Below are 16,845 nucleotides of genomic sequence, written 5' to 3' on the forward strand. Positions count from 1 at the left end.
CTGCTTGTCGGATAATAGTTGATTTTGTAACTAACAAGCATGACACAGCCAGATTCCGCCGAAAAAGATGACTTCGACCTGCGAAATTTCCTGCCCTTCCTGCTCAACCAGGCGGCCGAGGAAAGCTCGTTGGATTTTCAGAAGGTCTACAAGAACCGCTATGGGATGCTGCGCACCGAATGGCGCGTGTTGTTCCACCTGGGCAACTACGGAGAGATGACCGCCAAACAGATCGGGGAACGTGCCAAGATGCACAAGACCAAGATCAGCCGCGCGGTGCATAAGCTGGAACAGCGCCGATACCTGCGGCGCACCCGCGACGAAAACGACCGCCGGATGGAGCGGCTGACCCTGACCCCCGCCGGTCTGGCGGTGTACCGCGAATTGCGCGACATCGCCCGCGACTATGACGCCCGGCTGGCGGGCATGTTCACCACGGGCGAGGCGGCGCTGTTGCGGATGATGCTGCGGCGGCTGGCCGGGATGGACTGACCTCTGGTATTCTGGCCCCGCAACCCCCAAGTGGGGGGTCAGACCAGACGGAGCCCCAAGATGCCATCCACCGACCCCAAAGCCCGCGCCGATGACCTGATTGGATGGTTGCTGGACCGGGGGCTGGAAGGGGCCGAACAGTCGGAAATACTCGAAGGCTATTGCCTGCGGCTTGTGGATGCGGGCGTTCCCCTTATGCGGTTTCACGCCGCCCAGAGCGCCTATCACCCCATTTATGGCGGCACCGGCTTCAACTGGTACCGGGACGAAGGGGGCAGCGTCGAGAATTACGAGCACCGCGAGGAATTGCCCGATCAGTGGGTTTCAAGCCCACTCTACGCGATGCTGCAGAGCGGGGCGAAGGAGCTGCGTGAAAGGTTGAAAGATCAAAACGAACCCAGCCGATTTCCCTTTCTGAACGAGTTGCATCAGAAAGGCGCCACCGATTACTTTGCATCCGGTCTGGTTCTGCAGAAGGTCGAGCCCGAAAACCGGATTGCCCTGGACCAGATGCCCGAGGGCGTTCTGATGTCCTGGACGACGGACCATGCCGAGGGGTTCGAGGAAATTCACCTGGATCTGATCCGATATGCCCTGCCGCATCTGGGGCTGGCCTTAAAATCGGCCTCGAACCGAAAAATGGCGCAGGATCTGCTGCGCGTCTATTTGGGGGGGGATGCGGGTCGGCGCGTGTTGTCGGGGGAAATCCGGCGCGGATCGTTGCAGCAGATCGACGCCGTGATCTGGAATTTCGACCTCGAGGGCTTTACCGGCCTCGCCGAACGCCTTCCCGGGTCGGACATCATCGCAATGCTGAACGACTATCTGGCCGTGGCGGTCGAGGTCGTTCAGGGCTGTGGCGGCAATATCCTGAAATTCATGGGCGACGGTCTGATGGCCATGTTCGACGTGGGCGAGATTGACGAGGACGCCCGCGCCGCGCTGGCCGCTGTGACTGTTCTGCAAGAGCGCGTTGCGGTGCTCAACGCGGAACGGGCCGCCGCCGGCTTACCGATCGCCAATTTCACCCTTGCCCTGCATTCGGGCGAAATCCTGTATGGCAATATCGGCGCTGAAAGCCGGCTGGATTTCACCGTGATCGGACCAGCAGTGAACCAGGCTGCGCGCATCGCAGGCATGCACCGGTCGCTAGACCGGCGTATCTTGATCTCGGATGACGTTGCCCGCGCCGCTCAGCCCTGCGAACAGGAACTGATCTCGGTCGGGCGCTACATGCTGCGCGGCGTTCCCGAGCCCAAAGAGCTGTTCACGATCTACGCGCCGACGGCTTAGAAATCGATCTCGACCCCTGGCAGGTTCAGCTCGCGCATCATGTCGCGCAACTCCTGCCGGGCGGCGATATTCGAGATGTTGAGCTGTTTCACCCCGACATCCTTGAGGTCCAGCAGAGTCAGCCCGCGCGGGAACAGTTCGCGAAAGATCACACGCTCGGAAAAGCCCGAGGCAACGCGGAAGCCGATCCGTTTCGACAGCATCTCGATGGCGCGCTGCATCTTTTCCTTGTTGACCATGCGCTGGGTGCCCACGCGGTTGCGCACCACGACCCAGTCTATGGGCTTCAGCCCTGCCTGCGCCCGAAGTTGCCGGGCGTTCCACACCATCTCGGAATAGACCGAGGGGCCGAGGATCTTTTCGCCCTTCGAGTCGATCCGCGCCAGAAGGTCGAAATCAATGAAACTGTCGTTCAGCGGCGTGATCAGCGTGTCGGCCAGGGAATGGGCCACCTGGCTAAGCCTTGTGTGTGACCCGGGGCAGTCGATCAGGATGAAATCGCTGTCGCTTTCCAGCTCGGCCACGGCGGCGGACAGGCGGTGGTCATAGATATTCTCGCCGGGTTTGAGCTTGCTTGCGTCGATCTCGGGCAGGTCGTGGTGGCGCGGGCTGGGCAGGTCCAGATGCTCGTTGGCCATAAAATTGCGCCGGTTCTCGAAATACCGGCCCAGGCTGCGCTGCCGCAGATCCAGATCCAGCGTGCTGACCTTGTGTCCCAGCCGCGCCAGCGCGGTGGCAACATGCATGGAGACGGTCGATTTGCCTGCGCCGCCCTTTTCGTTCCCCACCACGATGATATGTGCCATGCCAGTGTTCCCCGGTTCCGTCGTGTTTGACTACACGTTGTTTGCAGCCACTATATGTTGTGTGTGCGCCAAAGGAAAGCGGTCGAATCGGCTTCCTGCGTCAAGATCAGGCACTGTCATTTGGGGGCGGACGCCTTGGACCACCGAAGACGACCCGACCACCCGCGCGTCAGAGAAAGGGACGGCCGATGATCCTGCACTGCGTTTTCTTCACCTTTCGCGCCGACGCGCCGCAGCAGGCCCGGCGGGATGTGGTGCAAGGGCTCTCGGATTTGTGCGCCGAATTGGAGGGCGCACTTGGGTTCGAACATGGCCCCAACCGCGATTTCGAGGGAAAGTCGCAGGCCTGGCGCGACGGCTTCGTGATCCGGTTTGCCGATGCCGAGGCGCTGCGTGTCTATGCAGAACATCCGGTGCATCGGCAATTGGGCGGCCAACTGTGTGCATTGTGCGAGAATGGAGCCGAGGGGATCATCGTGTTCGATCTGGACGTGCCCGACAATTGAGCCACACAAACAAAAAAGGCCGTCCCGACGGGACGGCCTTGAAACGCGATAGCGTGGGATCAGAAGCCCAGACCTTCGTATTTCTTCTTGAATTTCGACACACGGCCGCCCGCGTCCATCAAGCGCGACGAACCGCCGGTCCAAGCCGGGTGCGAGGACGGGTCGATTTCCAGGGCCAGCTGGTCGCCCTCGGCGCCCCAGGTGGATTTCATTTGAACCACGGTGCCGTCGGTCATCTTGACGTCGATGATGTGGTAGTCGGGATGGATGTCTTTTTTCATGGGTCCGCTCCTTACGCTTCGGCCTCGGCGTCAGCCTTGGGCTTGTAGTTGGTGACCTCTGCGATCCGGGCCGATTTGCCGCGGCGCGAGCGCAGGTAGTACAGTTTGGCGCGGCGGACGCGGCCGCGGCGGACAACGGTGATGCTGTCGATATTGGTCGAATACAGCGGGAACACGCGTTCCACGCCTTCGCCGAACGAAATCTTGCGGACGGTGAACGAACCGGCAATGCCATTGCCGTTCTTGCGCGCGATGCAGACGCCTTCGTAGTTTTGCACGCGGGTGCGCGAGCCTTCGGTCACCTTGTAGCCGACACGGATGGTGTCACCGGCTTTGAAATCGGGGATCTCTTTCCCCAGGGCGGCAATCTGTTCCGCCTCAAGCTGTGCGATCAGGTCCATCGCAGGTACTCCTATCTGCTCGTGGTTGGTCCACGAAGTTGGCACGGCCCGAGAGCTCTTGGTCTTCCCCGGGTCCCGCTTGCGCAGCCCGCCAGAGATCAGGTCGACTGTTCCTTCCGTCCGGTTTCGTGTGCAGCTTCCCCGATCCGAAGAAAGCCGGGTGCGATCCTGCGACACAAACCAAAACACCGGAGTCGCCGCAGGGCGCCACCGGATTGCGCCCGTTTAGGCAATTCGCGGAGGTAGATCAAGCCCGATTCACCGGGTTTAACTGGCGCAGCGGTGAAAATCCGCCGCCGTGGAACGCAAATGTTGCGATATTCGGGCACTCAGGCATGCTGGTGATGATCGGGCAACGTTATCTGGGGCAGGACGATAGGATGCGCAAAGTCATACTCGGTGTGGCCATCGGCCTGTTGCTGCTGTCTTGCGGACGCCGCACGCCCGCGCCGCAGGTGACCGACCTGCCGGCCGGGTACGACCGCTCGGCGCCGCAGGCCCTGTATCCAGCCTTTGCCGATGCCGATCCGCATGACTGGGACCGCCGCCGACCAGAGCATTATCCCGTTCACGGGCTGGACGTGTCGCGCTGGCAGGGCCAGATCGACTGGCGCCAGGCCAAGGCCGCGGGCATCAGCTTTGTCTTCATCAAGGCGACCGAGGGCGGCGACGTGGCCGACCCGATGTTCGAAAACCACAGCAGCGGCGCGGCGGCGGCGGGTGTGCCCTGGGGCGCCTATCACTACTACTATTTCTGTCGTCCCGCGGCCGAGCAGGCCCGATGGTTCATCCGCAACGTGCCGCGTGGGGCCGACCTGCCGCATGTGCTCGACATGGAGTGGACGCCGCATTCGAAAACCTGCACCTTGCGCCCCGACGGCAAAACCGTCCGGGCCGAGGCGCAGCGGTTCCTTGATATCCTCGAACGTCACTACGGCCGCCGGCCGATCGTCTACACCACGGTCGATTTCTACGCGGACACTAGCATTGGCCGACTGCCCAAGACCGAGTTCTGGCTGCGCTCGGTCGCGGGGCATCCGCGCAATGTCTATCCCCGGGCGGTCTGGCGGTTCTGGCAGTACACGGGCACCGGGCTTGTACCGGGCGTGCAGGGGCGGGTGGACATCAACGCCTTCAACGGCTCGCCCGATCTGTGGGCGCGGTGGAAGGCCGGCGGGCCCTAGTCCTCGCCCTGTTCCTTGCGATAGGAAGCCCAAAGATCGGGGCGGCGTTCGCGGGTGATCTGTTCCGACATCTGCTGCCGCCATTCGGCGATGCGGCCGTGATGGCCCGACATCAGGACCTCGGGGATCGGGCGGCCTTTCCATTCGGCCGGGCGGGTATATTGCGGGTGTTCCAGCAGCCCCGAGGCAAAGCTCTCCTCCTCGGCCGAGGCTTGGTTGCCCAGAACGCCGGGAAGCAGCCGGACGGTGGCGTCGATCAGCGCCTGCGCGGCGATCTCGCCGCCTGTCATCACGAAATCGCCCAGCGAGACCTCTTGGATGCCGTAGTGCTCCAGCACCCGTTCATCCACGCCTTCGAACCGGCCGCACAGCAGGGTCAGGCCGTCGCAGCGGGCGAAATTCTGCATCATGCGCTGGTCCATCCGGCGGCCGCGCGGGCTGAGATAGACCAACGGCCAGTTGCCCTGCACGCCGTCCATCGTGTGTTCGATCGCCGCGCCCAGCACGTCGGCGCGCAGCACCATGCCGGCGCCGCCGCCTGCGGGCGTGTCGTCGACATTGCGATGCTTGCCGATGCCGAACTGTCGCAAATCGACGGTTTCCAGCTGCCAAAGCCCGTCTTGCAGGGCCTTGCCGGTCAGGCTTTCGCCCAGAACACCGGGAAAGGCCGAGGGGAACAGCGTGATCACCTTGGCCTTCCACACGCCGTACAGGTCCGGCGTCGGCGTCAACAGCTCGCGCGGCTTCAGGGTGGGGCGGATGGCCTTGCGGCCGTGGGATTTGGCGGGTTTGTCCGTCATGGCTGAGGGGTCAGGCTGTTCCGGGCGTCTTCGACGATGCGGGCCTTCTGCCGGACCAGCGCCGCCTCGTCCAGCCCCGATCGGTTCAGATCCAGCATCGCCTTCAACGTGGCCTCGGGCAGGGCGGGGTTGGACCGGGTCGGCGTGATCAGCTGCGCGGTCTTTTCGCGCGGCAGGTTCAGGAATTCGGCGAAGGGCGTGCCGGGGCCAAACGGGCGTTCGCGCAGTTCTTCCAGCCATTCCGTCTGCACGCGGACCGAAGGCAGCCGGTCGCGGATCGCTTCGGCGGTCTGCTGGGGCGAGGGCAGGTCGGCCAGCTTGTCGCGGAAGGCGTCGAAATCCAGAACCAGCCGGGTGCGCTGAAGGTCGTGTGCCCACAGGCTGCGCAGCCAGCTGCCGCGCTGGCGCAGCGACAGATAGACGGTGATGTCCAGCGGATCCCCCGCCAGCCGGTTGCGCACCATGTCCACGATGCAGGCCGCCAGTTCGGGCGCCGCGTCATAGCCCACCGCCGGATTGCGACTAGGCCGAAGCCCGGCGAAATTCTCCTCGCTCAGCACCAGCCCGCGCTTTTCGCCGAAATCCAGCGAGTCGAGAAGGGCATGAAACTGCGAACCGAACTCGGCCAGCGTGCCCACCGTGCCATAGAGCGAATGGCGGGTGGCCGCCTCGGACAACCCGCGCTTGCGGGTGACATAGGGCAGCACCAACGCGTGGTGTGGCCAGATGAGTTCGCGGTTTTCGAACAGAAACGACTGGGCCGCCGTGGTGCCCGTCTTGTGCAGGCCCAGATGCAGCAGGATGCGCCGCATCACAGCAGCCCTTCGGGCGGGTCGGCGACGATGCGGCCGGCCTCAAGGTCAACCGTGGGTACTGCCGCCTTTGTGAAGGGCAGCAGAACGGTGGTTTTCAGCCCCGGCCCGTGCAGTTCCAGCAGGTCGTCGGCGCCGTGGTTCTGCACTGACTTGACCTTGCCCAGCAGGGTGCCGCCGGTGTCATAGACCTCAAGCCCGATCAGGTCGGCGTGATAGAATTCGTCATCCGGCAGCGACGGCAACTGATCGCGCCGGGCAAAAAGGCGCAGCCCCTTCAGGGCGTCAGCCTGCTCCTTGGTCTCGACCCCGCCCAAGCGCGCGGCAAACCCGTTCTTGATTGCGCGCGTGATGATCAGCGGATAGCGCTCGGTGCCGGTCTCGTCGGTCAGGGGGGAGTAGTTCTCAATATCCTCGGGAACCGCGCAATAGCTTTTCAGGCGGACCTCGCCGCGTACGCCGAAGGACCCGGCGATGCTGCCGACACAGATCAGATCAGTCATTGGGCATTTCCGTCGTCACACAAGTTCCGTTCATCCACCGGCCGATTTCGGCGCAGACTTCGCGTTGATTGCTGCGTTCAAAGAACACGCCCACAATAAAGGCGATCAGCAACAGGATGGGAAGGCGTATCAATCCGAACATGGCATCCTACCGCACGTCCACCGGCAGGCTGCCGCGGCGGGCTTCCCAGCCCAGAGTTTCCAACTCGGGCGTGTCCGAGCTTTCCTCGGGCCAGCCCACGCAGAAATAGCCGATCAGCCGCCAGTCGTCGGGCACCGACAGGTCGCGGGCCAGCCGGTCGGGATCGAGGATCGAAACCCAGCCCAACCCCATCCCATGCGCGCGCAGCGCCAGCCAAAACAAAGTGACGGCCGAGACCACCGAATAGCGGCGCATTTCGGGCATGGTGCCCGCGCCCAGCCCCTGGCCCTTGTCGGTGGCGTCATCGCAGAACACCGCCAGCTGCACCGGAGCCTCTTGCATACCCGATAGCTTCAACTGGCTGTACAGATGCGCCCGGTCGCCGAAATAGCCCGCAAGCGCGGCGTCATTGGCGGCCTTGAAATTCTCCAGCGCCGCGGTACGGGCCGCGTCGCTTTCGACGCGGATCACGCGCCAGGGTTCGCTCAGACCCACCGAAGGGGCCAGCTGAAACGCGTCGAGGCAGCGCGTCAGCACTGCCTCGTCCACCGCGTCGGTGCGGAACCGGCGCACGTCGCGCCGGAGCCGCATCAACAGATCGAACTGCGTGCGGAATTCGTCGGTAAAGGCCTGATCCTGCACGCGCCCGCCTGTTTATTCTTCTGCAGCGGCTTCTTCTGCCGGAGCAGCGGCTTCGGCTGCCTTTGCGGCCTTCTCTTCGGCGCGCTCCTGGGCTTTCTTGCCCGGGGTGCCCTTCTTGGGGTTGTTGCGCTCGGTCTTCTCCTTGGCGCCGGCGGCTTCCAGCATGCGGGCGATCCGGTCGGTCGGCTGCGCGCCCTGGTCCAGCCAGTACTGGATGCGCTCCATGTTCATCTTCACGCGCTCTTCGCTGTCTTTCGGCAGCAGCGGGTTGTAGGTGCCCAGCTTCTCGATGAAGCGGCCGTCACGCGGCATGCGGCTGTCCGCTGCAACGATGCGGTAGAAGGGGCGCTTTTTCGAGCCGCCACGGGCCAGACGAATTTTCATTGCCATTGTGGTATCTCCTTTGGATGGCGTTGGCCGGATTGCTCCGGCTATTTCTGGTGTTTGCTGAACCTCGGGTTCACTTCTGGTGTTTCTTGTGGTGTCGAATGACTTCCTGAATGATGAAATTCAGGAAAGCCTTGGCAAAATCGGGGTCCAGATCCGCCTCTTTCGCCAGGTCTTCAAGCCGTGCGATCTGCGCGGCCTCGCGCGAGGGATCGGACGGGGGAAGGTCGTGTTCGGCCTTTAGCTTGCCAACGGCCTGCGTGTGCTTGAACCGCTCGGCCAGCGTATAGACCAGGATCGCGTCCAGCCGGTCGATGCTTTCGCGGTGGTCTTTCAGCAAGGCCGCGGCCCGCGTCACGGGATTGTTCATTGGCCGGTCCTTTCGGTGGTTAGATCGGTCGTTGACGTGTCGAGTTTCGGGTGCCGCCAGATCTGTGCGGACTTGCCCAGCACTTCGCCCTCGCGCTCGTAGGTCGCGCCGAGGCGCTGTGCCAGAGCGCGCGAACGGTCATTGGCGTGGGCGATATAGCTGATGACGCCGTTCAGTCCCTGATGGCGCGCCGCGTGGTCGCGGGCGGCCTGCGCGGCCTCGAAGCCCAGCCCCTTGCCCTCGGCCTGTTCCATGAGGGTCCATCCTAGCTCGGGTTCGTCCCAGCCCGGTACATCGATCATGCCGGTCCAGCCCACGAAAGCGCCGCTGGCCTTTTCGGTCAGGTGCCACAGGCCATAGCCACGAAGTGCCCAGTGGCCCAGACGGTTCGCCAGCACGCTCCAGCAGTCTGCCGCATCCCTTGGCCCGCCCACCATGTGGCTGCGCTCGGTCGCGTAGAAGGCGGTCATGGCCGGCAGGTCGTCCAGATGCGGCGCCCGCAGGATGAGGCGTTTGGTCTCAAGGGTTGGGATGGCGAAGGTCGTCATGCGTAGGCCTCCATCCTGCCATCGCCGTCGCCGGGCAGGTGGCGATAGACCAGAACCGGCTCGCCGAACCCGGCCTCGGCCTGCAGGTCGCGCTGGGCGCCCAGGCGCTCGGCCACGCGGGCCGAGGCCGCGTTGTCGTGGTCTACATAGCTGACCAGTGACGGCAGGGCCTGCGGACCCAGCGCAAAGTCGCGGGCGGCTTCGGCCGCTTCGGTTGCGATGCCACGCCCTTCGGCGGCTTCGGTCAGCAAATAGCCCAACTCGTGCTCGCGGTCGCCGAATTCCATGCCGATCGACACGAAGCCCAGAACCTGACCGCCTGCGCGGTCCTCGATGGCCCAAATTCCCGCGCCACGCTGCAGCCAGCCCGCGACGTATTGCGAGAAACCCAGCCAGGCCGCCTGCCGGTCAAACGGGCCGTCCATGTGTTTGGCGCGGTCCGACATCAGGATGTCCGAATAGGTGTCGAAATCCCCGATCCGCGGCGCGCGCAGCACAAGCCGCACGGTCTCCAGCTGCGGCAAGTCCGCCGCCAGCCGCGCCCACAGGGCGGCAGCGGGGCCGGAGGCCGGAGCCTCCCAGGGATATGCGACGGGCGCGGTCACTTACTTCTTCTTTCCGAATCCGCTCAGGCCGGGGGGCAGGGCCATGCCGCCGCCCATGCCGGGCATGCCGCCGGGCACCTTGCCGCCCATCGCCTTGGCCGCGGCTTCCAGCGCCTTGGGGTCCATGCCGGCGGCCATTTCCTCGGGGCTGGGCCCGCCTTTGCCGAACATGCCCTTCATGGCCTGTTTCAGCATCTTGCCTTTGCCCATCTTGCCCATCTTCTTCATCATGTCCGACATCTGTCGGTGCATCTTGAGCAGCTTGTTGACGTCGCTGACCTCCATGCCCGAACCGGCCGCGATGCGTTTCTTGCGGCTGGCCTGCAGCAGCGCGGGGTTGGCGCGTTCCTTCTTGGTCATCGACTGGATCATGGCGATCTGCTGGCGCAGGATCCGGTCGTCCAACCCGGCCTGATCCATCTGCTTGGCCATCTTGCCCATGCCCGGCATCATGCCCATCAGGCCTTGCATGCCGCCCATATGGATCATCTGTTCCAGCTGCATCTTCAGGTCGTTCATGTTGAACTGACCCTTCATCATGCGCTTCATCATGCGCTCGGTCTGCTCGAGCTCCATGGTCTCCTGGGCTTTTTCGACCAGGGCCACGATGTCGCCCATGCCCAGAATACGGCCCGCGATGCGGTCGGGCTCGAAGGTTTCCAGCGCATCCATCTTCTCGCCCAGACCGACGAAGCGGATGGGCTTGCCGGTCACTGCGCGCATCGACAGCGCCGCGCCGCCGCGGCCGTCACCGTCCATCCGGGTCAGGACCACGCCCGTGATGCCGACCTTGGCGTCGAACTCCTCGGCGACCTCTACGGCGACCTGACCGGTCAGGCCGTCAACCACCAGCAGGGTCTCGCGCGGGTCGACCACGTTGCGGACCTGCTCGACCTCGTCCATCAGGACTTCGTCGATATGCAGACGGCCCGCGGTATCCAGCATGTAGACGTCATAGCCGCCCAGCGTGGCCTGCTGTTTGGCGCGCTTGGCGATATCCACCGGCTTCTGCCCCGGCACGATCGGCAGGGTGTCCACCCCTATCTGGGTGCCCAGAACCGCCAGCTGGTCCATCGCCGCCGGGCGGTAGACGTCCAGCGAGGCCATCAGGACCTTCTTGCCCTCTTTTTCTTTCAGGCGTTTCGCCAGCTTGCCGGTGGTGGTGGTTTTACCCGAGCCCTGCAGGCCGACCATCAGGATCGGCGCGGGCGGGTTGTCGATTTTCAGCTTGCCGGGGTCTTCCTCGCCGCGCAGGGTATCGACCAGCGCATCATGCACGATCTTGACGACCTGCTGGCCCGGCGTAATCGACTTGGTCACCGCCTGGCCGGTCGCCTGTTCCTGCACCCTCTTGACGAACGCACGCGCCACCGGCAGCGAAACGTCAGCCTCAAGCAGCGCCACGCGAACCTCGCGCAGGGCGGTCTTGACGTCTTCCTCGGACAGGGCGCCCTGTTTGGTCAGCCGGTCAAAGACGCCAGAGAGGCGTTCGGATAGATTTTCAAACATGCCTTCGGCCTCCTTCGCCGGTTGTCGGTTGGCGCCCCATAGATAGGGGCGGACGAGTCAATGCACAAACGCCCCCACGGGCGAAACTCGCTGGTGGGGGGCGATCCCTGAACGACTCAAGGGACCGGAAGAACAGACGCTTCCGGATGTTGCGTTGGCGTTTAGGCCCATTGGCTGCCTGAGTCAACCATCCGCGCTTGCCGGGTTGCATCGTCTTGCCCCGTCGGCCATGACTGGCGCGATATTCGGGAGAAGACCATGGACGCCTCATCCGCCTTTCAGGACACATTGCCACTCAGTTCCGATGCACTGCTGGCGCAGCTGGACGATTGGGGGCTGCCCTATCGCCTGCACAGCCACGTCCCGCTACGGACGGTTGAAGAGTCGAAGGCGGTCGAGGATCAGTTCATGGTTCCGGGCGAAAACGCATTGCGACTCAAAAACCTGTATCTGCGCGACAAGAAAAAGCGGAACTACTTGGTGACGCTGGAACAGAGCCGCGAGATCGACCTCAAGGCGCTGGGCTCCGAACTGGGGGTGGGCAACCTGACCTTCGGGTCGGCGGATCGGCTGATGCAGAACCTTGGCATTCGTCCTGGCGCGGTCAGCCCGCTGGCGATGATCAACGGTGTCGGCAACGGTGTACGGTTCTTCATGGACGACGCGGCGCAGCGCGTGGGCGTGATCTATATGCATCCGCTGGTCAACGACCGGACGGTGGCCATGGCGCGCGACGACCTGATGGCCTTCTTCGACCGGATCGGGTGCGAGGTCACCTGGCTGCCCTGAGAGGCGCGCCCGTCCGAGCGCGCCTGACGGAGAGTGGAATACCGGGCGCCACCGGCGGCGCCCGGTTGCATCATGCGGCCAGTTCGGCGACGGCTTTCTGCGCGTTGCTCAGCGTGGCTTCCGGGTCCAGGGCCATGCGGTCGGCGGCCACCACATCCACGTCGTGGATGCCGATGAAGCCCAGAACATGGCGGGCGTATCCGGTTGCAAAGTCGATCTCGGACCCCACGGCGGTTCCGCCCGAAGCGATGGCGAGGATGGCGCGCTTGCCCTCCAGCAGGCCCTTGGGGCCATTCTCGGTATACGAGAACGTCAGCCCCGCGCGGGCGACCAGGTCGATCCAGGCCTTGAAGGCGGCGGGGACTGAGAAATTGTAGATCGGCAGCCCGATCACCACCGTGTCGGCCTGCTGCAGTTCCTTGACCAACTCGTCCGACAGGGCCAGCAGGTCGCGCTGGGTGGCGTCGCGTTGATCGGCGGGGGTGAAGTTTGCGGTGATCCAGTCCTCGGTCAGCAAGGGCAGGGGCGTGGCCAGGTCGCGTCGGATGATGCGGTTGGCGCCCAGGTGCTGGACGATGCGGGCCGACAGGTCGCGGGTGGCCGAGCCGGTGCGGCGGGCCGAGGCGTCGATGTGCAGGATGGTCTTTGTCATGGTGTGTGTCCTTCTCAGGCTTCGGATTTTGCGTCTGAACCCAATATGAGTATTGCGTGAGCGAACGAAACTGGGATAATTCAACAGGCATTGTTGGAAATTGCACAGAATTGGTTTTGTCATGGACAATTGGGACGAGGTCCGCACCGCCTATCAGGTTGCGCGTATGGGCACGGTCAGCGGCGCGGCCGAGGTTCTGGGGGTGCACCACGCCACGGTGATCCGCCATATCGACGCGATCGAGGCCCGGCTGAAGGTCAAGCTGTTCCAGCGCCACGCGCGCGGCTACACCCCGACCGAGGCGGGCGAGGATCTGCTGCGTGTGGCCCAGGCCACCGAGGATCAGTTCAACCAGCTGGTCGGGCGGCTGAAGGGGCGCGGAGACGATGTCTCGGGCGAGCTGGTGGTGACCTCGCTGGCCTCGCTGGCGCCGCTGGTGGTGCCCACGCTGACCGCGTTCCAGCAGGACCATCCCGACCTGATCGTGCGCTATCTGACCGGCGACCGCCTGTTCCGCCTGGAATATGGCGAGGCGCATGTGGCCATCCGTGCCGGTGCGGCCCCCGACCAGCCGGACAATGTTGTGCAGCCCTTCATGACGCAAGAGGTGGGGCTGTATGCCAGTCAGGACTACATCGCGCGGCGCGGCCTGCCTGCGGGCGTCGAGGATTTCCCCAACCACGCCTTTGTCGGGGCGGATGACGAGAACAGCCGCGCGCCCTTTTCGCGCTGGCTGCGCGCCAATGTCCCGGCCGAGGCGATCACCTTCCGCTGCTCCAACAACTTCACCGTGGCCGAGGCGGTACTGGCCGGGGCGGGGATCGGCTTCATGGCCCGCTGGGAGGCCGCCCGCCATCCGCAGTTGCAGGAGGTGATGGAGACGCTGCCGGAATGGGCCGGAAATCTGTGGCTGGTGACCCATGTGGATCTGCACCGCACCAACAAGGTGCAGACCTTCTTGAAATTCCTCAAGGAGCAGGCCAAGGACTGGCTGCCATGAGCCCGCAGGCGCGTGGCCATCTGGCCATGCTGGTGTTCTCGGCGCTGGTGGCGGGCAGTTTCTCGCTAGGCTCGATGATTGCCAACGAGATCGCGCCGGCGGCGCTGAACGCCGCGCGGTTCGCGATTGCCGGCGTGGTGATCGGCATCGCGGCGCTGATGACGACCGGCCTGCCGCGCAGCGCGGCGCGCGCGCCTTGGCGGTATCTGGTGCTGGGCGGGCTGTTCTCGGCCTATTTCGTGCTGATGTTCTACGGGCTGAAAACCGCGCCGCCGGTCAGCGCGGCGGCGGTGTTCACCCTGACGCCGATCCTGTCGGCGGTGGCGGGTTGGGTGTTGCTGCGTCAGATCACCACCCCGCACATGGCCCTGGCGTTGAGCGTGGGCGCGGTTGGCGCGCTGTGGGTGGTGTTCCGCGCCGATTGGCTGGCCTTTCGCGCCTTCGAGATCGGGCAGGGCGAGATCATCTATTTCTGGGGCTGCGTGGCCCATGCGATCTATACGCCCATGGTGCGCAAGCTGAACCGGGGCGAGCCGCCGGTCGTGTTCACTTTCGGCACGTTGTTGGCCGGGTGCGCGGTGCTGACGGTGTTCGGCTGGTCCGACATCCGCGCGACCGACTGGGCCAACCTGCCGGCGATCGTCTGGATCGGCCTGCTCTATGTCGCCATCTGCGCCAGCGCGGCCACCTTCGTTCTGTTGCAATATGCAACGCTGCTGCTGCCATCGGCCAAGGTCATGGCCTATACCTACCTGACGCCAAGCTGGGTGATCATCTGGCAGATCGCGCTGGGCCAGCCGGCGCCGGACCTTTTGGTGCTGGTGGGAATCGGGCTGACGATCCTGGCCCTTGTGCTGCTGCTGAAGGGCGACGATCTGCGACGCGCCGACCGGCAGCCCGTGGCGCGCTGACGCCTACCTGTTGAGGCAGATCAAGGGGCAGACCGCGCGGCTCGGCTAGGCTGATACAAGGTCAAGGAGGTGTCCCATGTTCAAGCACATCATGTTTCCCGTCGATCTGCACTTGCCGCCCGAAGTGCGCAAAGCCGCCGAGGTTGCGGCCCAAGTCGCCCGATGGCAGGGGGCCCGGATCACCATCGTCAGTGTCACCAGCAACCAGCCCGGTGACCCGACCCAGACCGAAAGCGCGATCCACGATCATCTGTCCGATCTGGCGGACGAGCTGTCCCAAGCCAGCGGCGGCGGGGTCGATTTCCGCAATATCCATTCGGTGGACGTGGCGGCCGAGGTCGATGGCGATCTGGCCCGCACCGCCGAAGAGATCGGCGCCGACCTGATCGTAATCGGCACCCATGCGCCGCGGATCACCGATTTCATCCTGTCCAGCCATGCCGGATACCTGGCCAAACATGCCAGCATGTCGGTCTTCGTGGTGCGCTAGGCCTCGTCACCCGCGGACAACTGGTTTTCCAGGAACCGCTCGAACGCGTCCAGATTGACCGGTTCGAACTGCCCGAACCCTTGCATCCAGACCGAGGCCGCGCGCAGGGAGTCGGGTTCCAGCTTGCACCATTTCACCCGGCCGCGCTTCTCCTGGCTGATCAGCCCGGCCCGGGTCAGAATCGTCAGGTGTTTCGAGATCGCCGCCAGCGACATCTCGAACGGCTCGGCCACGTCGGTGACGGCCATGTCATCCTCGAGCAGCATCGCCAGAATTGCGCGCCGCGTGGGGTCGGCCAGGGCCGCAAAGACGGTATCGAGGTCATCGGACATGACCCCGCTGAACCACAGCGGGAAAGTTTGGTCAACCATTTGGTTGAATATGCGGATTCAGGGCTTTTGGGGCTGACGCGGACCCGATGCTCGGACGGTGAGACTGGCAGATACGAGAAAAGTGATGAAAAAACAAAGTCTTGAGCTGCGTCAATTGGGTCCATCAAGGCCGTTGACTCTGCGCCGCGTGCCGCTTAGCAACTGCGCCAAGACTGTGCGAGGAAACCGCCCGTGACCGATGACGACCCAAAGCAGCGCCTGACGCAGCTTGAGGCGCGGATCGAAGCGGCGAAAAAGGCCAAGCAACCGCAGGCCCGCGCAGACGCCGACATATCCGGGGGCGAACTGGCCTGGCGGATGGTCATCGAGATGGTATCCGGTCTGGGGATCGGATTTGGCATCGGGTACGGGCTGGACAGCCTGTTCGGGACGATCCCGATCTTCCTGGTGCTGTTTACATTGCTGGGTCTCGTCGCCGGGGTGAAGGTCATGCTCCGCAGCGCACAGGAGGCCCAAGAGAAACAAGCGGCCGCGACAAGGGCCGAGAAGGACGAGAGGGACTGAACGTGGCAAGCGAGACCACCGCAGCACACGGCGCCGCAGGCGCAGAACACGCAGCAGAAGGCAGCAGCCTGGTGTTCCATCCCATGGACCAGTTCATCGTCAAGCCGCTGTTCGGCGGCGACACGATCGCCTGGTACACGCCCACCAACGTGACCCTGTGGCTGTTCTTCGCGGTTCTGGCCATCATCGGTCTGCTGGTGCTGAGCACTTCGAAGCGCGCCATCGTCCCGACCCGCATGCAGTCGATCGCCGAACTGGCCTATGGCTTCATCTACAAGATGCTGGAAGACATCTGCGGTAAGGAAGGCGTCAAGTTCTTCCCCTATGTCATGACCCTGTTCATGTTCATCGTCACCGCGAACTTCCTGGGCCTGCTGCCCATGTCGTTCACAACCACCTCGCATTTCGCTGTGACCGTGGTGCTCGCGCTGGCGGTGTTCCTGACCGTGACCGTGCTGGGCTTTGTCAAGAACGGCGCCGGGTTCCTCAGCCTGTTCTGGGTGTCGAGCGCACCGCTGGCCCTCCGCCCAATCCTGGCGATCATCGAACTGATCTCGTATTTCGTGCGTCCGGTCAGCCACTCGATCCGTCTTGCGGGCAACGTCATGGCGGGCCACGCCGTGATCAAGGTTTTCGCCGGTTTCGCCGCGATTGCCGCGATCTCGCCCGTGTCGGTCCTGGCGATCACCGCAATGTATGGCCTCGAGGTCCTGGTGGCCTTCATCCAGGCCTACGTATTCACCATTCTGACCTGTGTTTACCTGAAGGACGCTCTGCATCCGCATCACTGATCGGGGCGTGACCCCGGCACAGGAACGATAACCCA

General features: G+C 64.0%; 25 protein-coding genes. 10 read left to right on the forward strand and 15 right to left on the reverse strand.

Annotated features, from left to right (window positions below):
- Positions 1-39: 39 nt before the first annotated feature.
- Positions 40-492: a MarR family winged helix-turn-helix transcriptional regulator gene (locus AC2FMM_RS10125; protein WP_496679380.1), complete on the forward strand. Its 453-nt coding sequence runs from the start codon at positions 40-42 to the stop codon at positions 490-492.
- A gap of 60 nt (positions 493-552) precedes the next feature.
- Positions 553-1,785 (forward strand): adenylate/guanylate cyclase domain-containing protein, encoded by a 1,233-nt coding sequence (locus tag AC2FMM_RS10130; protein ID WP_496679378.1) that lies wholly within the window; start codon positions 553-555, stop codon positions 1,783-1,785.
- Here AC2FMM_RS10130 and AC2FMM_RS10135 read toward each other — a convergent pair.
- Positions 1,782-2,591, reverse strand: coding sequence for a division plane positioning ATPase MipZ (locus AC2FMM_RS10135; protein WP_496679377.1), 810 nt, complete (start codon positions 2,589-2,591; stop codon positions 1,782-1,784). The two genes, AC2FMM_RS10130 and AC2FMM_RS10135, sit on opposite strands and share 4 nt — an antisense overlap.
- A gap of 188 nt (positions 2,592-2,779) precedes the next feature.
- On the opposite strand from AC2FMM_RS10135, the gene AC2FMM_RS10140 reads away from it, so the two are divergent.
- Positions 2,780-3,097 (forward strand): Dabb family protein, encoded by a 318-nt coding sequence (locus tag AC2FMM_RS10140; RefSeq protein ID WP_496711198.1) that lies wholly within the window; start codon positions 2,780-2,782, stop codon positions 3,095-3,097.
- 59 nt (positions 3,098-3,156) lie between these two features.
- Here the strand turns inward: AC2FMM_RS10140 and rpmE are convergent, their stop codons facing one another.
- Both rpmE and rplS read right to left on the reverse strand, forming a co-directional pair.
- Positions 3,157-3,378: a 50S ribosomal protein L31 gene (rpmE, locus tag AC2FMM_RS10145; protein WP_496679373.1), complete on the reverse strand. Its 222-nt coding sequence runs from the start codon at positions 3,376-3,378 to the stop codon at positions 3,157-3,159.
- An 11-nt stretch (positions 3,379-3,389) separates the two neighbouring features.
- On the reverse strand, positions 3,390-3,779 hold the full coding sequence (gene rplS, locus AC2FMM_RS10150) for a 50S ribosomal protein L19 (protein WP_496679371.1): 390 nt from the start codon (positions 3,777-3,779) through the stop codon (positions 3,390-3,392).
- A gap of 380 nt (positions 3,780-4,159) precedes the next feature.
- Between rplS and AC2FMM_RS10155 the strand changes: the two genes are divergently transcribed.
- On the forward strand, positions 4,160-4,963 hold the full coding sequence (locus AC2FMM_RS10155) for a glycoside hydrolase family 25 protein (protein ID WP_496796564.1): 804 nt from the start codon (positions 4,160-4,162) through the stop codon (positions 4,961-4,963).
- On the opposite strand, the gene trmD is transcribed toward AC2FMM_RS10155, so the two are convergent.
- The 10 genes from trmD to ffh all read right to left on the reverse strand — a co-directional run bounded on the left by trmD (position 4,960) and on the right by ffh (position 11,281).
- Positions 4,960-5,763, reverse strand: a complete 804-nt coding sequence (gene trmD / locus AC2FMM_RS10160) for a tRNA (guanosine(37)-N1)-methyltransferase TrmD (RefSeq protein ID WP_496796491.1) — start codon at positions 5,761-5,763, stop codon at positions 4,960-4,962. The two genes, AC2FMM_RS10155 and trmD, sit on opposite strands and share 4 nt — an antisense overlap.
- A complete protein-coding gene (locus tag AC2FMM_RS10165; RefSeq protein WP_496796492.1) occupies positions 5,760-6,575 on the reverse strand; it encodes a hypothetical protein in 816 nt (271 codons plus the stop codon). Before AC2FMM_RS10165 ends, trmD begins: the two co-directional genes overlap by 4 nt.
- Positions 6,575-7,078: a ribosome maturation factor RimM gene (rimM, locus tag AC2FMM_RS10170; protein ID WP_496679364.1), complete on the reverse strand. Its 504-nt coding sequence runs from the start codon at positions 7,076-7,078 to the stop codon at positions 6,575-6,577. Before rimM ends, AC2FMM_RS10165 begins: the two co-directional genes overlap by 1 nt.
- A complete protein-coding gene (locus AC2FMM_RS10175) occupies positions 7,071-7,220 on the reverse strand; it encodes a hypothetical protein (RefSeq protein ID WP_496679363.1) in 150 nt (49 codons plus the stop codon). The genes rimM and AC2FMM_RS10175 overlap by 8 nt, the downstream gene beginning before the upstream one ends.
- 6 nt (positions 7,221-7,226) lie before the next feature.
- Positions 7,227-7,862, reverse strand: coding sequence for a 5,6-dimethylbenzimidazole synthase (gene bluB, locus AC2FMM_RS10180; RefSeq protein ID WP_496711202.1), 636 nt, complete (start codon positions 7,860-7,862; stop codon positions 7,227-7,229).
- Between the two features lie 12 nt (positions 7,863-7,874).
- Positions 7,875-8,252: a 30S ribosomal protein S16 gene (gene rpsP, locus AC2FMM_RS10185; RefSeq protein WP_496679359.1), complete on the reverse strand. Its 378-nt coding sequence runs from the start codon at positions 8,250-8,252 to the stop codon at positions 7,875-7,877.
- 70 nt (positions 8,253-8,322) lie between these two features.
- The gene (locus AC2FMM_RS10190; RefSeq protein WP_005981236.1) at positions 8,323-8,619 is read right to left on the reverse strand and encodes a chorismate mutase; all 297 of its coding nucleotides are present in this window, start codon (positions 8,617-8,619) and stop codon (positions 8,323-8,325) included.
- Positions 8,616-9,167 (reverse strand): GNAT family N-acetyltransferase, encoded by a 552-nt coding sequence (locus tag AC2FMM_RS10195; RefSeq protein ID WP_496741999.1) that lies wholly within the window; start codon positions 9,165-9,167, stop codon positions 8,616-8,618. The genes AC2FMM_RS10190 and AC2FMM_RS10195 overlap by 4 nt, the downstream gene beginning before the upstream one ends.
- The gene (locus AC2FMM_RS10200) at positions 9,164-9,772 is read right to left on the reverse strand and encodes a GNAT family N-acetyltransferase (protein WP_496796493.1); all 609 of its coding nucleotides are present in this window, start codon (positions 9,770-9,772) and stop codon (positions 9,164-9,166) included. The genes AC2FMM_RS10195 and AC2FMM_RS10200 overlap by 4 nt, the downstream gene beginning before the upstream one ends.
- A complete protein-coding gene (gene ffh, locus AC2FMM_RS10205; RefSeq protein ID WP_496796494.1) occupies positions 9,773-11,281 on the reverse strand; it encodes a signal recognition particle protein in 1,509 nt (502 codons plus the stop codon). It abuts the gene before it with no gap.
- Positions 11,282-11,539: 258 nt separating this feature from the next.
- On the opposite strand from ffh, the gene AC2FMM_RS10210 reads away from it, so the two are divergent.
- Complete coding sequence (locus tag AC2FMM_RS10210; protein ID WP_496711206.1) at positions 11,540-12,070, forward strand: prolyl-tRNA synthetase associated domain-containing protein; 531 nt, start codon at positions 11,540-11,542, stop codon at positions 12,068-12,070.
- A gap of 70 nt (positions 12,071-12,140) precedes the next feature.
- Here the strand turns inward: AC2FMM_RS10210 and AC2FMM_RS10215 are convergent, their stop codons facing one another.
- Positions 12,141-12,722, reverse strand: a complete 582-nt coding sequence (locus AC2FMM_RS10215; protein ID WP_496741993.1) for an FMN-dependent NADH-azoreductase — start codon at positions 12,720-12,722, stop codon at positions 12,141-12,143.
- A 121-nt stretch (positions 12,723-12,843) separates the two neighbouring features.
- Here AC2FMM_RS10215 and AC2FMM_RS10220 point away from each other — a divergent pair, with 121 nt between their 5' ends.
- From AC2FMM_RS10220 to AC2FMM_RS10230, 3 genes are all read left to right on the forward strand, one after another.
- A complete protein-coding gene (locus AC2FMM_RS10220; RefSeq protein ID WP_496796495.1) occupies positions 12,844-13,722 on the forward strand; it encodes a LysR family transcriptional regulator in 879 nt (292 codons plus the stop codon).
- A complete protein-coding gene (locus tag AC2FMM_RS10225; RefSeq protein ID WP_496688758.1) occupies positions 13,719-14,633 on the forward strand; it encodes a DMT family transporter in 915 nt (304 codons plus the stop codon). Before AC2FMM_RS10220 ends, AC2FMM_RS10225 begins: the two co-directional genes overlap by 4 nt.
- 76 nt (positions 14,634-14,709) lie before the next feature.
- Positions 14,710-15,123 carry a universal stress protein gene (locus AC2FMM_RS10230; RefSeq protein ID WP_496688760.1) on the forward strand — a complete coding sequence of 138 codons (414 nt, stop codon included), beginning with the start codon at positions 14,710-14,712 and terminating at the stop codon, positions 15,121-15,123.
- On the opposite strand, the gene AC2FMM_RS10235 is transcribed toward AC2FMM_RS10230, so the two are convergent.
- Complete coding sequence (locus AC2FMM_RS10235) at positions 15,120-15,455, reverse strand: ArsR/SmtB family transcription factor (RefSeq protein ID WP_496679344.1); 336 nt, start codon at positions 15,453-15,455, stop codon at positions 15,120-15,122. The two genes, AC2FMM_RS10230 and AC2FMM_RS10235, sit on opposite strands and share 4 nt — an antisense overlap.
- Before the next feature lie 231 nt (positions 15,456-15,686).
- Here AC2FMM_RS10235 and AC2FMM_RS10240 point away from each other — a divergent pair, with 231 nt between their 5' ends.
- Both AC2FMM_RS10240 and AC2FMM_RS10245 read left to right on the forward strand, forming a co-directional pair.
- Positions 15,687-16,019 carry an AtpZ/AtpI family protein gene (locus AC2FMM_RS10240; protein ID WP_490359927.1) on the forward strand — a complete coding sequence of 111 codons (333 nt, stop codon included), beginning with the start codon at positions 15,687-15,689 and terminating at the stop codon, positions 16,017-16,019.
- A gap of 2 nt (positions 16,020-16,021) precedes the next feature.
- The gene (locus tag AC2FMM_RS10245) at positions 16,022-16,810 is read left to right on the forward strand and encodes a F0F1 ATP synthase subunit A (protein WP_496679342.1); all 789 of its coding nucleotides are present in this window, start codon (positions 16,022-16,024) and stop codon (positions 16,808-16,810) included.
- Positions 16,811-16,845: the final 35 nt, after the last annotated feature.

It is taken from the genome of Ruegeria sp. BHSC043, assembly GCF_059612985.1.